10 protein-coding genes and 1 other annotated feature are annotated in these 13,802 nt (G+C 50.5%); of the genes, 8 read left to right on the top strand and 2 right to left on the bottom strand.

What is annotated here, in order from left to right; all coding sequences use genetic code 11:
* Positions 1-102 precede the first annotated feature (102 nt).
* Positions 103-349, top strand: a binding site (T-box leader).
* A gap of 55 nt (positions 350-404) precedes the next feature.
* From MZO40_RS00130 to MZO40_RS00120, 3 genes are read left to right on the top strand one after another with little or no spacing between them, the layout of a single operon-like run.
* Positions 405-1,457, top strand: a complete 1,053-nt coding sequence (locus MZO40_RS00130) for an ABC transporter substrate-binding protein (RefSeq protein ID WP_003637690.1) — start codon at positions 405-407, stop codon at positions 1,455-1,457.
* A gap of 20 nt (positions 1,458-1,477) precedes the next feature.
* Complete coding sequence (locus tag MZO40_RS00125) at positions 1,478-2,491, top strand: ABC transporter permease (RefSeq protein ID WP_252133029.1); 1,014 nt, start codon at positions 1,478-1,480, stop codon at positions 2,489-2,491.
* 17 nt (positions 2,492-2,508) lie between these two features.
* Positions 2,509-3,279, top strand: coding sequence for an ABC transporter ATP-binding protein (locus MZO40_RS00120; protein WP_050337711.1), 771 nt, complete (start codon positions 2,509-2,511; stop codon positions 3,277-3,279).
* Positions 3,280-4,063: 784 nt separating this feature from the next.
* Here MZO40_RS00120 and carB read toward each other — a convergent pair.
* Together carB and MZO40_RS00110 are read right to left on the bottom strand one after the other, a co-directional pair.
* The gene (gene carB, locus MZO40_RS00115; protein ID WP_105961267.1) at positions 4,064-7,126 is read right to left on the bottom strand and encodes a carbamoyl-phosphate synthase large subunit; all 3,063 of its coding nucleotides are present in this window, start codon (positions 7,124-7,126) and stop codon (positions 4,064-4,066) included.
* Positions 7,119-8,189, bottom strand: coding sequence for a carbamoyl phosphate synthase small subunit (locus MZO40_RS00110; protein ID WP_056953130.1), 1,071 nt, complete (start codon positions 8,187-8,189; stop codon positions 7,119-7,121). Before MZO40_RS00110 ends, carB begins: the two co-directional genes overlap by 8 nt.
* Before the next feature lie 268 nt (positions 8,190-8,457).
* Between MZO40_RS00110 and argC the strand changes: the two genes are divergently transcribed.
* The 5 genes from argC (at position 8,458) to argF (ending at position 13,760) form a co-directional block, all read left to right on the top strand.
* The gene (gene argC / locus MZO40_RS00105) at positions 8,458-9,483 is read left to right on the top strand and encodes an N-acetyl-gamma-glutamyl-phosphate reductase (protein ID WP_105961268.1); all 1,026 of its coding nucleotides are present in this window, start codon (positions 8,458-8,460) and stop codon (positions 9,481-9,483) included.
* Positions 9,484-9,605: 122 nt separating this feature from the next.
* Positions 9,606-10,814 (top strand): bifunctional glutamate N-acetyltransferase/amino-acid acetyltransferase ArgJ, encoded by a 1,209-nt coding sequence (gene argJ / locus MZO40_RS00100; RefSeq protein ID WP_105961269.1) that lies wholly within the window; start codon positions 9,606-9,608, stop codon positions 10,812-10,814.
* Between the two features lie 18 nt (positions 10,815-10,832).
* Positions 10,833-11,579: an acetylglutamate kinase gene (argB, locus tag MZO40_RS00095; RefSeq protein WP_050338336.1), complete on the top strand. Its 747-nt coding sequence runs from the start codon at positions 10,833-10,835 to the stop codon at positions 11,577-11,579.
* Positions 11,576-12,733, top strand: coding sequence for an acetylornithine transaminase (locus tag MZO40_RS00090; protein WP_105919893.1), 1,158 nt, complete (start codon positions 11,576-11,578; stop codon positions 12,731-12,733). Before argB ends, MZO40_RS00090 begins: the two co-directional genes overlap by 4 nt.
* Before the next feature lie 4 nt (positions 12,734-12,737).
* Complete coding sequence (argF, locus tag MZO40_RS00085; RefSeq protein ID WP_105961270.1) at positions 12,738-13,760, top strand: ornithine carbamoyltransferase; 1,023 nt, start codon at positions 12,738-12,740, stop codon at positions 13,758-13,760.
* Positions 13,761-13,802: the final 42 nt, after the last annotated feature.

Here is a 13,802-nt window from a genome sequence, read left to right as displayed (position 1 = left end):
TGATAACTGAATGCTAGCGGCTTGACTGCATCTAAACTTTGATTTAAAAATTAGGTTGACAAGTGTGAACTTAAGACTATAATCTAATTATATTCTAATGATTCACATGCGGTGATGGGATAAGTAAGCTAGTTGGACGCAGCACAGAGAGCCGGGGCAGGTGCAAGCCGGTATGCGGACACAGTTGAAAATGGTCTTGGAGCATTCAGTGCCGAATGATTAAGTACTGACGGTGGTCCCCGATAGCGGACAAGGGTATCTCAATTCAGTGAGATTGACGTACCTGATGAGGACTATTTTGTGAGAAATAGTCGAATTAAAGGTGGTAACGCGAGTAATCGTCCTTCTGTCAACACGGCAGTGGGGGCGATTTTTTTATTTTATTTATTTGGGAGGTTTCGCATATGCGGAAAAAGGGACTTATTTTCGGGTTGTTGAGTTTTATTGCACTGGGAACGGTGTTAGCGGGTTGTGGGAGTAGCAGCGCCAGTACCAAGGGTGCTTCCAAGACTTATAAGTATGGGGAGATTACGATTCCTGCGAAGGATGGGTCGATTTGTAACGCTCCTAACTATATCGCCTATGAGAAGGGGTTCTTCAAGAAGAACGGCCTCAAGGCTAAGTTAGTCGCCAATCCGCGGGACATCAGTGACTTGGAAGCCGGCTTTGCGAGTGGCAAATACGATGCACAAAATGGTGATTTTCAGTACTTACCAGCGATTCAAAATGGCGCACAAATCAAAGCGGTCGGGGGGATTCACCAAGGCTGTATCAAATTATTAGTTCCGAAGAATTCCAAAATCAATAGTGTCAAGGACTTGAAGGGTAAGACGATTGGAATTCCGGCACAGGGGTCCACACCACAGTACGTGACGTCAATTGCCTTACAACATGCGGGCATCGACCCGAAGACGGGCGTGACGTGGAAGGTTTACAGTACTGATTTGCTCGCAAAAGCCGCTGAAAAGGGTCAGGTCGATGCGATTGGGACGGTCGATCCATATGCTTATCAAGCGCAACGCGAAGATGGCTTCAAGACGATCATCGACAATAACAACAATAGTGGCAATGCCAAGATGGCGGCCATGGGCATGAAATCAAAGGGTTCTTGCTGCTACCTCTACCTCTCAAGCAAGTTGATCAAGGAAAATCCTGCCAAGGCGAAGGCTATCGTTCGGTCATACAAACAAGCGGCTGCCTGGATCAACAAGCATCCAGAAGAAACGGCCAAGATTGAGTTGAACAAGGGTTACGTTTCAAAGACCAAGTTTATCAACGTCAAGAACGTCACTCAGATTTTGAAGGATGAACATTTTGAATTGAACTTGAAGACCGGTAAGGAAGACTTAAGCTACTACATCAAGCAATTGAAGCAAGCCGGTTACTTGAAGAAGAACACGAACAACAAACAGTTACTGAAGCAAGCTTACTGGTACCCAGACTTGTCAAAGGATTAAGTTGAAGGAGGTTGAATCACATGCAAATCACAGCAGTCCAATTGAGTCGTAAAAAGGCTGCGCAGGCCACCAAGACGACCGGGCGTTACTGGAAGCCGTGGCACCTGACCTGGAATATTATCAGCTTAATTGTTGTTGCCCTCGCGTATTTTGAAAATCAATGGGTGACGGCACAAGAATATGTTAATAATCAGACTTATCATTGGTTCTTAGGCCTGTACTTTGCCTACTTATTGCTGGTGACGATCATCGGGACGGTGACCCATGGCCGCATTCGCCGGTACAACGGCCATTTCGCGCAATTAAACGTCTCGTTAGGCGGTTTATTAATTGTTCAAGATTTATTGACACAGAAATTTGCGGTCTTGGAACAACCATTTTTCGTTAGTTTTGCCCAGATTTTAGACCAGATGCGTGAAAACGCGGCCTTGTTGTGGGCCTCGACACTCTCATCGCTGGGCTTGTGGTTAATCAGCTTTGTGATTGGGACGTTGCTGGGAATCTTGCTCGGTCTTGGGATGGGGCGTTATCGGCAGTTTAACTACTGGGCTTTCCCGTACCTAAAAGTTATTGGGATCATTCCGGCTGCAGCTTGGATGCCACTGACAATGGTGATTTTCCCGACCAGCTACATGGCAGAAGTCTTCTTGATTGCCTTTTCCGTCTGGTTCCCGGTAGCGTTTATGACGATTGGTGGGGTCCAAGGGATCAGCAAGGAATACTTTGAATCTGCCCGGACCTTGGGCTTTAGCGAGTGGCAAATCATCCGCAAAATCGTGTTACCAGGTGCCTTACCGAGTATTTTTACCGGCGTTTATACGGCGATGGGCCTATCCTTCACCATGCTAGTGATTTCTGAAATGATTGGCGCCAAAGTTGGGCTGGGTTGGTTTATCAACTGGGCCAAAGATACCGGTAACTATACCCAGGTCTACGCGGCCATCGTGATTATGGCGATTCTATTTTCAGTGCTATTTGCGGTGTTCACGAAGGTCCAAGATTACTGCTTGCGTTGGCGCGACAGTAGTCACTAGAAAGGAGCTTGGCAATTATGGGATTACTGACAGTACAACATGTCAATCAGCGATTGGCGGACAACACTGGTCGTTCAATTGACGTGTTAGACGATATTGATTTTACGGTCGATCCGGGTGAATTTATCGCCATTATCGGACCTTCAGGTTGTGGCAAGACCACGCTGTTGCGGCTCATTTCAGGATTGGACCAGCCTGCTAGTGGCCAGTTGAAAATCGACGACCAATTGATTACGCGCCCGGATTATTCGCGGGGCTACGTCTTCCAGCACGGCAGCCTCTTTCCGTGGGCGACCATCAAAGAGAACATTAGCGTTGGCTTGAAAGTGACTCGCGGCCGGCACTTCGACCACCAGTTAGTGACACATTATATTGACTTGATGGGACTGACGGGCTTTGAAAACGCATATCCGCACCAAGTCTCAGGTGGGATGGCGCAACGAGCGGCGTTGGCCCGGTCGATTATCATGAATCCGGAATTATTATTACTGGACGAACCGATGGGCGCACTCGACGCCTTCACCCGCGCGGATATTCAAAATGTTATTGAACGTGTTTGGCAACAGACCAAGACGACGATGATTTTAGTGACACATGACATCGATGAAGCCGTTTATTTGAGTGACCGCATCATTGTCATGACACCGCGCCCCGGACGCATCAAAGAAATCGTGACCAATCCGCTGCCGCATCCGCGCTCGCGCGTCAGTGCCGATTTTGCGGCTTTCCGTCATCAAATTCAAGATAAACTAAACTTCGGTGCCCGTGACGAACAAGCGGCCCGCTAATTAAAAATGCTGCTCAAGCGACTTAGCTAATGACTAAGCGCTTGAGCAGCATTTTTTTGCTTTGTGGAATTGATTCGCAATGAATCATGGTTAAAAGAGTTGGATTGCTGTTCGTCAGCCGTTGATCTCCTTAGTCCGACTTCCGGGGCCGGCTGACAACGCTGGAACAGGGCGGACATCGATTTGAACTCACGCAGAAAATCACTGCGCAATTTCAAATACGAGTCTTCTTCTAGCCCGGGAAGACCACCCGGACAAGAAGAACTTCGCCCTTGAGCATTGTCAGCCAGCCCCTTCAGTCGGGAAACCGCTCGAATGGCGGATGAACGGCCACCGAATTAGGTGCAATTGGCCACTGAATATTAAGTGGCTAGTCCTTCAGGCAAACTTTGAGTCAGTATCGAAAATGAGTTGTCGCATTCGAAGACTCAGGTTCTTGCTTGAGTATTATTCGTTCATTTCCAGTCGTTGCGCGTTCGGGACTTTTTTCATCTCGGGCGACTAGAGACGATGTGCCACATGTTCTGTAATGTTACTGACTCCTGAAAGTCAAACATGAGTATGCTGATTCAGCAATTATCAGAAACAAGTCTTACAGTTAATTATCAAAATAACTGGTTTCTGAGTATCAGCGACCAGTCCATCAAAAGTTGGGTCCACACATGCCTGCCTTTCGAATGCCTGGAGGCCGGTGTAGGGCGTCTCTACAACAGCAATTTTACGCAAACCTGCCCTGTTTCCAGCGGTCCTCAGCTGGCGGTTTTTGAACTTAATAACGTAACAACTAAGCCCGCACCGGCGCAGGTACGACGGTTAGGAGTGTCGCTAAAGTGTCGATGGCTGTGATGAGCGGTTGACCGTGGTTGAGCGCGGCTGTTGCCACGGGATTATGTGGTTGGTCGTCAAGCGTGAAGCCGATTGCAGTAGTGGTTGCATCCCAATCGCTAGCGTCGTGGATGGTCGTGACTGGTACGTCGTGAGTTTTCAACAAAGCTTGAACACCAGCATGCGTTAAGGTCGCATTGTCGGTGATAATGCCAGCGGATGGTTGCCAGTCATTGACTTGGTAACTATCGGCCATTGCTGCGTGCCAAGCGGCGCCAAAAGTCGGACCAACGCCCAGCGTTTCGCCCGTCGATTTCATTTCTGGACTCAGGACGACCGGCGTCTGGGGCAGCTTGTTGAACGAAAAGACGGGGGCTTTGATGGCGACTTGATTGGGCTGTGGCGTCAGTAATCCTGGCTGCAGTCCGAGGTCGGCGAACGTTTGACCCAGGATCAGTTGCGTCGCAAGTTGGGCAAGCGGCAAGTGCGTCACTTTACTCATGTATGGTACCGTCCGGCTGGCCCGTGGGTTGACGTCAATGACGTAGACCTTGTCGGTGACGACAAATTGGATATTCATCATGCCGATACAGTGTAGGTGTTGGGCGAGTTTGGTGGCAATGGTGACAATTTGGTCTTGGACCGTGGCCGACAAATGTTGGGGCGGATAGACCGTGATCGAATCACCAGAGTGCACACCAGCCCCTTCGATATGTTCCATGATTCCGGGAATGAAGCAGTGCGTGCCGTCAGAAAGCACGTCGACCTCACATTCGGTCCCGGCTAAGTACTGGTCCATCAAAATAGGGGCGCCATGACCCGCCGCGACTGCGGATTTAATGACCGGCGTGAGTTCCTGAGCATCATGCACGATGGCCATTGCCCGGCCGCCCAGCACGAAACTCGGACGTACGAGCAGTGGATAGCCGATGGTTTCGGCGGCTTTGAGTGCACCGTCAAAATCAGTGACGGTGGTGCCGGCAGCTTGAGCAATGTCTAATTGTTGCAAACAGGCCGCAAAGTCTTGCCGATTTTCGGTCAGGTCCGTCGCAGCAACACTCGTCCCGAGAACGTTAACGCCGCATTCCGTTAACTGTTGGGCGAGGTTGATGGCCGTTTGACCACCAAATTGAACGATGACACCAACTGGCTGTTCAAGTTCGATAATCGGCATTAACCGTTCGATGGTCAGCGGTTCGAAGTAGAGCTTATCCGAAGTCGAGAAGTCGGTCGAAACGGTCTCGGGATTGTTATTGACCACGATTGCGTGGTAACCCGCTTGCTGAATCGCCTTGATACAGTGGACGGTCGTGTAGTCGAATTCGATACCTTGCCCGATTCGAATCGGACCCGAGCCAAGTACGAGAATACTGTGGCCGAGTGCTTGACTCTCATTGGTTTGACCAAAGGCGGTGCTGTAAAAATACGGCGTGACGCTCGCAAATTCGCCGGCGCAGGTATCGACCATTTTGTAAACGAATGGTAAATCAGCAGTCAATTGCGCAACGGTGGCGAGCGGTTGGTGCGTGTAATGCGCAATGGTAGCCAAGCTCAAACCATATTTTTTAGCGGCTAATAGATGACTGGCTGTCGCACTGTGGGTTAAATCCTGGATAAGTGTCGTAATGTGTTGCAATTTGCTCAGGAAAAACGGGGTGATGCCGGTCAATTCGGCCAGTTTAGCGAGTGGCCAGCCCGCCTGGAACGCACCAAGCAGATAAAAGAGTCGCTGGTCGGTCGGATGCGTCAGCTGATCGATATATTCAGCAGTGGTGACGAGGTGATTCGGCTTTAAGGTCGTCTGAACAGTCGAGTCGGTTTCCAATGAGGCAATTGCTTTCAAGGTCGCTTCCTCAAGCGTCGACCCGATGGCCATCACTTCGCCGGTCGCTTTCATCTGGGTGCCTAAATGGGCGTCGGCCGTCGGAAATTTATCGAAAGCAAAACGGGGAATCTTGGCGACGACGTAATCGAGCGCTGGTTCGAAGGCAGCGTAGGTCGTTTGAGTGACTGGATTTTTGATTTCAGATAAATTCAGTCCGACCGCAATTTCCGCAGCGATTTTGGCGATTGGATAGCCAGTCGCCTTGGAAGCCAAAGCAGAAGAACGGCTGACCCGTGGATTGACTTCGATGACGTAGTACTGCTGACTGGCCGGGTCTTGGGCTAATTGGACGTTGCAGCCGCCCTTGATATCTAGGGCTTCGACAATCGTTAAAGCTGCGGTCCGCAATCGCTGATATTCAGTATCCGTCAGCGTTTGAACGGGAGCGTAGACGATAGAATCGCCCGTGTGAATGCCGACAGGGTCGAAGTTTTCCATTGAGCAGACGATGATTTTGTCACCCTGATTATCACGCATCACTTCGAATTCGATTTCTTTATAACCCGCAATACTCTGTTCAATCAGACATTCGTTGACCGGCGACATGGTGAGTCCCCGTTGTAACGTTTGTGTTAATTCGGTGGCGTTATTGGCGATCCCGCCACCAGAACCACCGAGCGTGAAGGCTGGCCGCACGATGACTGGATAGCCGATTTTTTCAGCAAACTTCAGCGCACTAGCCACGTGGTGAACCGTCGTACTAGCGGGAATCGGTTGCTGGAGTTGATTCATCAGCGCTTTGAAGGCGGCCCGGTCTTCAGCTTGATTGATGGTCGCCAGCGAAGTGCCTAAGAGTTGAATGTGTAACTCCGTCAGAACACCCGCCTGGTCGAGTGCCATCGCCAAGTTCAAGCCGGTTTGCCCGCCAAGTGTGGGAAGTAAGGCGTCGGGACGGGTCGCTTGTAAGATTTTGGTGACACTACTGAGCGTTAGTGGTTGTAAATAGACTTCATCGGCCGTCGTTGTGTCGGTCATAATGGTGGCCGGGTTCGAGTTGATGAGGATTACATGGTAGCCAGCCGCTTTGAGACTGAGACAAGCCTGAGTGCCAGCGTAGTCAAATTCGGCCGCTTGACCGATCTTGATTGGACCGGACCCGATGACGGCGATGGAATGGATTTTAGTGTTTTTAGGCATTAACGACGGCCTCCTTTTGAATCGTTAGTAAGAAATTATCGAAGAATTGACCCGCTTCTTTGGGCCCCGGATGGGCTTCGGGGTGAAATTGAACGGACATGACGGCTTGATGCGGCAGCCGTAGCCCCTCAATACTGCCGTCGTTCAGTTCGGTATGGGTGACCATCAGCGGGGTGGCTTTGATGGAAGCTGGGTCGACAGCGTAATCGTGATTTTGCGACGTCATCATGACGCTGCCATCAACGCAGGCTTGCACCGGATGATTCATCCCGTGGTGCCCAAATGGTAATTGGTAAGTCTGAGCGCCGTATGCGAGGGCAATCAATTGATGTCCCAGGCAAATGCCAGCGAGTGGATATTGGTGCGCTAACTGGCGAATCGTTGGCAGGCAAGCGGCGTAGTCAGTGGGGTCGCCGGGGCCGTTGGAGAGTAAGATACCGTCTGGATGGTAGGCGGCAATTGCCTTGAGACTAGTCATGGCGGGGAGTACAACGACGTCACAGCCCCGTTCCTGAAGCTCAGCCGTAATCGCGGCTTTCTCACCAAAATTGAGGATTGCGATCCGCGGCTTAGATGTTGATGCTGGTACGGCTGGTAGTGGCGCGGCGTTAAGATGATGGGCCGGTAGTGTGGCGAGTTTGGCATTAAAGTCGCTGACGGGTTGGTTACTTAAAATTGCCATCTGCGTGCCTGTCTGCCGAATATGAATCGTCAAATCGCGGGTGTCGATGCCTTCAATGCCCGCAACATGGTGGGTCGTTAAGAAGTTGGCCAGTGATTGACGGCTCGTATAATGATCCTCAAAAGTCGCAAGTTCATGAACGATAATCGCCTGTGCGCCCACGGTCGGTGCCTGGGCAACGGTCGGGTCGATGCCATAGTTACCAATTAAGGGGTAAGTAAAAGCAATCATTTGATTTAAGTAGGACGGATCAGTCAGCGTTTCTTGATAACCGGTCATCCCCGTATTGAAGACGACTTGTCCGGACGTCTCTAATTGGCAATCCCCAATCGCCGTTCCAATCCACTGTGTGCCATCCGCTAAAGTTAAGTATTTGTTCATCCCAATCGCACCCTTTCTGATGATTTGGTTAAAATTTCATTTTAGTTAATGGGATAAGTAAACAGCATTTTAAAACGAATGTCAATTAAAAATACAAAATAACTGTATAAATGGCTGAATAAAGTTAATTTTATGCAATATACTGAATTAATTTGAATATTTTTTCAAAAAAGCTTGCGTTTTAAAAATAATGAGAATATAGTGTGAAGCATACTCGTTGCATGAATATGCGATTTGAAAACTATTTTTGAATATTTGAGGTGATTATATGCAAGTCGCGCTAGTTGGCGTTACGGGATACAGTGGCATGGTGTTGTACCGACTCTTGAAGCAACACCCGCAAGTTGATGAGATCCACTTATACGGGCATGCGGATGCGGCGACCGTTCCATTAAAGACGGTTGCCACGATGTACCAGGAAGAAACGGCTGAGATTCGACCATTCGATGCAGCTACAATTATGCGCGACGATGCGGTCGTCTTCTTCGCCACTTCGGCGGGAATCACCCGGCAGCTCGCCTTACCATTAATTGAAGCACATTTTCCAGTCATCGATTTGTCTGGTGATTTTCGACTACATGACCCACAACAGTATCAACATTGGTATCATCGTGAGCCCGCTCCGGCCGCAGCGTTGGCGCAGGCGAGTTACGGTTTAGCAGATATACCGGCCACCCTGACGACCTACATTGCTAATCCGGGGTGTTACGCAACGGCGACGCTATTAGGATTAGCACCGCTCGTCCAGCATCAGTTGATTGATCCGACCTCGATCGTCGTCGATGCCAAGTCGGGGTTATCTGGGGCGGGCAAACGTGCGACGGATAGTAGTCACTACGTTGCCGTGAATGATAATTTGAGTTTATACAAATTAAACCAGCATCAGCACATTCCAGAAATCATGCAGCAATTGCAGCAATGGTGGTCAGCGGTTCCGGCCATCGAATTTACAACGACGCTGATTCCCGTGACACGTGGCATCATGGCCACAATTTACGCCAAGGCCCACCAACCACTGACGACGGCGCAACTTCAGGCCACGTTTAATGACAGCTATCAAGCGCAACCGTTCGTGCAAGTCTTACCAACTGGCATGCCGACCTTAAAAGACGTCGTTGGGTCGAACAACTGCGCGTTAGGGGTCGATTATAATCCGGTCACCAATACGATCGTGGTCGTCAGCGTCATCGACAATTTAATGAAGGGGGCAGCGGGTCAGGCGATTCAAAACTTCAATCGTTACTTTGAGTTACCCGTGACGGCAGGGCTACCGACATTACCCGTATTCCCTTAATTCGTCGCTTTATGACTCTAGTTTTATGACCCTAGTTTTAGGACTCTTGGATGCATGGACTCGTCGTTCTATGACCCGTAGTTTCCATGTCCGGTAGTTCCATAAGAGAGGAAGTTATTCAGATGCAAGTTTTAACGAATACGAAATTTGAAACGGTCGCTTTTCAGTGGCCGAATGGGTTTTACAGTGATGGCATTCATATTGGGCTGCGTCGGCACAAGAAAGATTTCGGCTGGTTGTTTTCAAAAGTGCCTGCCAGTGCGGCTGGAACGTATACCACGAACCAGTTTCAGGCGGCACCTACTAAGCTGACCAAGCAGATGATCGACCACAATCATCAGTTACAGGGCTTATTGTTGAACAGCGCCATCGCCAATTCCTGTACCGGTGCGCAGGGCTGGCAAAATGCCTTGCAAGAACAAACTTGGCTAGCCAATAAACTAGCCGTTGCCCCTGACTTGATTGGAGTGGCCTCGACCGGATTGATTGGTGCCCAGTTACCGATGGATAAAATACAAAATGGCTTACCACAGTTGACACCGACTAAGAGCGATGCCGTGACCTACGCCGTTTTGACGACCGACAAACATCCGAAAACCGTCTGTGTGCAGTGTGAATTGAGTGGCCATTTAGTGACGCTGACCGGATTTGCCAAGGGGTCCGGGATGATTCATCCGAAGATGGCCACGATGCTCGGCTTTGTCACGACCGATGCCCAGGTAGACGGCGACGTGCTCCAAAGCATGTTAAGTACCAACGTGGATTCGACCTTTAACCAAATCACGGTCGATGGCGATACCTCTACCAATGACATGGTCGTAACGATGGCCAACGGGTTAGCCGATAATCCCAGCTTAGAACCCGGGACCACCGACTATGACATTTTTAATCAAGCCTTGCACTATGTCTTAGGGCAACTCGCCAAACAAATTGCGGCGGACGGTGAAGGGGCGACCAAGTTAGTCGAATGTAACGTGACCCACGCGGCCTCGGATGAAGATGGTCAAAAGATTGCCAAGGCCATCGTGGGTTCCAACCTCGTGAAAGCCGCCATCTTTGGCGAAGACCCGAACTGGGGCCGGATCATCAGTACGATTGGCGCGACCGATGCGGACATTGACATCGACACGGTCGATATTGAAATGAATGGGATTCCACTAGTTCAGGACAGTTTAGCGGTCGATTTTGACCTAGCCGCCGTTCAAGGGACCTTGCATGACAGCCAAATCATGATTGACGTCGATTTACACCATGGCGCGGCCAGTGGACAGGCGTGGGGATGTGACCTGACTTACAACTATGTCAAAATCAACGCCAGCTACCATACTTAAACGGAGGTCTGTCACATGATGCAAAAGTTAATCGTAATTAAAATTGGCGGGCAGGCGATCCACCAACTACAACCGACGTTTTTTACCCAGTTACAGCACTGGCTCGACCAAGATTATCAACTACTGATCGTACACGGCGGCGGCCCAATGATCACGCAGCTGACGGATGAATTGGCCCTGCCAGTCAAAAAGGTCAACGGCTTGCGTGTCACGGATGCCGCTACCCTTAATTTGACCAAACTAGCGCTGTTAGGGGATGCGCAACCCGCATTGCTGAGTCAACTCAGTCAACATGGACTACCAGTACTCGGACTGAATGCTGCCGATAATCAATTGTTGACGGGGAAACTTGTCGATTACCAACAGTTGGGTTATGTTGGCCGCATCACGGCAGTCGACGACAATCAGCTCAGTCAACTGTTGGCTCACCACATTGGCGTTTTGGCACCTCTGGCCCTCACAGAAAATGGGCAGTGGTTGAATGTTAATGCCGATATGGCGGCGACGGTCCTAGCACAACAGTTACACGCAGAAAAATTAGTCTTGTTGACGGATGTTCCCGGCATCATGCACCATGGCAATTTGATGACGTCACTTTCGCCTCATCAGGCCCAGCGACTGATTCAAACGGCCGTTATCACGGCGGGCATGCAACCCAAAGTACGCGCGGCAATCGCCGCAATTCAGACCGGTGTCAAGCAGGCAGTCATTACGAATGCCATTGATCGTCCCGGTACAGCAATTATTCAGGAGGTGGCCGTATGACCATGCAACACGTTTTTCCAACTTACCAACGGTTCCCATTTGTGATTGAAGACGGTCAAGGCGTTCACTTGACGGACAATCACGGCAACACATACTTAGATTTCACGGCCGGTATCGGGGTCTGTAACTTTGGCTATCATCAACCCCAGATCCAACAAGCGGTCGCTGAGCAATTGACGCATATCTGGCATACGTCAAATCTCTATGAAAATGACTTGCAGGACCAAGTCGCCGGCTTATTGGCCCATGGTGAAGACCGGTTGGTGTATTTTGCCAATTCCGGGACCGAGGCCAACGAAGCGGCGCTCAAACTCGCCCGCAAATATACGGGGAAGACTAATATCTTAGCCTTCCAACATTCCTTTCACGGCCGGACTTATGGTGCAATGTCGATGACGGGCAATCCCCATATTCAAGCCGGTTACGCGCCATTGGTCCCAGGAATTAGTTTTGCCCCTTACAACGATGAGGCGGCGCTAGCACAAATCACTCCGGACTTAGCAGCGGTCATTCTAGAAGTCGTCCAAGGTGAGGGTGGCGTCTACGCGGGTGAACAAGCCTGGTTACAACACGTTAATGCGAAATGTCAGGCAACCGGCGTCTTACTGATCATCGATGAAGTTCAGACGGGCATCGGCCGGACCGGTTACCGGATGGCGTATGAAGGTTACGGCCTGGACCCCGACATTTATACGGTTGCGAAGGGGTTAGCAAACGGGATTCCGGTTGGCGCAATGGTTGGCCGCAAGCAATTCGCGAGCGCGTTTGGTCCGGGTAGCCATGGCTCGACTTTTGCGGGCAACGCCCTCGCAATGGCGGCCGCAAACAGTGTTTTGACGCAATTGACCCCCGAGTTGTTAGCGGAAGTTCGTGACCACGCCGCAACCTTGTGGCACGCGCTTGAGACTCAGGTGGCCCCATTACCAGTCGTCAAACAATTGACGGGTAAAGGTTTGATGGTCGGGATTCATTTGGACGAGCAGCTGCCCGTCAGCCAGGTCATCACCCAATTACAAGCAGCCGGGTTATTGACACTATCGGCTGGGGATAATACGTTACGCCTGCTGCCGCCAATCGTGATGCAACCCGACGACTTATTAGCCGGCGTTGCCACGATCACGCAAGTCTTATCAGCTTTAACGACGGAGGTTTAAACCCATGAATAATCATTTTCAAGGTCAGTCATTTTTAAAAGAAATCGACTTTACACCCGCAGAATTGACCTATCTGATCGATTTTGCGAGCCATTTAAAGGCGCTCAAAGCCCAACATATTCCGCATCCTTATTTACAAGGTAAGAATATCGCGTTGCTCTTTGAGAAGACTTCGACACGGACGCGCTCGGCCTTTACGGTCGCAGCCAATGACTTGGGCGCGCATCCTGAATTTCTCGGTAAAAACGATATTCAGTTTGGCACTAAGGAATCAGTCGTTGATACGGCCAAAGTGCTCGGCTCAATGTATGACGGCATCGAGTTTCGGGGCTTCAAACAGGCCACTGTCGAAGACTTAGCGCAATATAGTGGCGTACCGGTATGGAACGGTCTAACGGATGACTGGCATCCGACCCAGATTTTAGCCGACTTTTTAACGCTCAAAGAACACTTCGGACATTTAAAAGGGCTGACACTAGCGTACGTTGGTGACGGCCGCAATAATATGGCCAACAGTTTGTTAGTCGCTGGTGCCATGCTCGGTATCAATATGGCAATCGGCGCACCCGCAGCACTCCAGCCGGATGCCCACGTGACCGCGTTAGCACAACAGTATGCGCAAGCCGCCGGAAGCACCGTCGTGATCACGGCCGACCCGCAGCAGGCCGTGGCCCAAGCGGATGCCTTGTATACGGATGTCTGGGTCTCCATGGGTGAACAGGTCGATTATGGCGCACGAATCAAACAACTCTTGCCATTTCAAATTAACGCCGACCTGCTAGCGGCGACTAGCAAAGCAACGACCATCGTCATGCACTGTTTACCGGCACTCCATGACCATCAGACTGACCTCGGCGCCAAACTCGGTGAGCAGTACCAGCTGGCGGCGTTTGAAATCACCGACGACGTCTTCCAAAGCAAGCAATCGGTCGTCTTCGAGGAGGCCGCCAACCGAATGCCCGCAATCAAGGCAGTCATGGCCGCAACTTTGGGCGATCTATTTATTCCCGACAGCATTTTTGCCTAGCTGGCTTGCGGGAAAGCTGAGGGCGTGCTACGATAATATTCG

Source organism: Lactiplantibacillus sp. B652, from assembly GCF_023806745.1.
GTDB lineage: Bacteria > Bacillota > Bacilli > Lactobacillales > Lactobacillaceae > Lactiplantibacillus > Lactiplantibacillus pentosus.
Note: the sequence above shows the minus strand (reverse complement) of the source record. Positions and strands in the feature narration are given on the sequence as shown.

Excerpts from the sequence above, each read along its gene's own strand:
- MZO40_RS00130 (WP_003637690.1), top strand. The coding sequence starts at position 405 with ATGCGGAAAAAGGGACTTATTTTCGGGTTGTTGAGTTTTATTGCACTG.
- carB (WP_105961267.1), bottom strand. The coding sequence starts at position 7,126 with ATGCCTAAAAACACTAAAATCCATTCCATCGCCGTCATCGGGTCCGGT.
- argJ (WP_105961269.1), top strand. The coding sequence starts at position 9,606 with ATGCAAGTTTTAACGAATACGAAATTTGAAACGGTCGCTTTTCAGTGG.
- argB (WP_050338336.1), top strand. The coding sequence starts at position 10,833 with ATGCAAAAGTTAATCGTAATTAAAATTGGCGGGCAGGCGATCCACCAA.
- argC (WP_105961268.1), top strand. The coding sequence starts at position 8,458 with ATGCAAGTCGCGCTAGTTGGCGTTACGGGATACAGTGGCATGGTGTTG.
- argF (WP_105961270.1), top strand. The coding sequence starts at position 12,738 with ATGAATAATCATTTTCAAGGTCAGTCATTTTTAAAAGAAATCGACTTT.
- MZO40_RS00090 (WP_105919893.1), top strand. The coding sequence starts at position 11,576 with ATGACCATGCAACACGTTTTTCCAACTTACCAACGGTTCCCATTTGTG.
- MZO40_RS00110 (WP_056953130.1), bottom strand. The coding sequence starts at position 8,189 with ATGAACAAATACTTAACTTTAGCGGATGGCACACAGTGGATTGGAACG.
- MZO40_RS00120 (WP_050337711.1), top strand. The coding sequence starts at position 2,509 with ATGGGATTACTGACAGTACAACATGTCAATCAGCGATTGGCGGACAAC.
- MZO40_RS00125 (WP_252133029.1), top strand. The coding sequence starts at position 1,478 with ATGCAAATCACAGCAGTCCAATTGAGTCGTAAAAAGGCTGCGCAGGCC.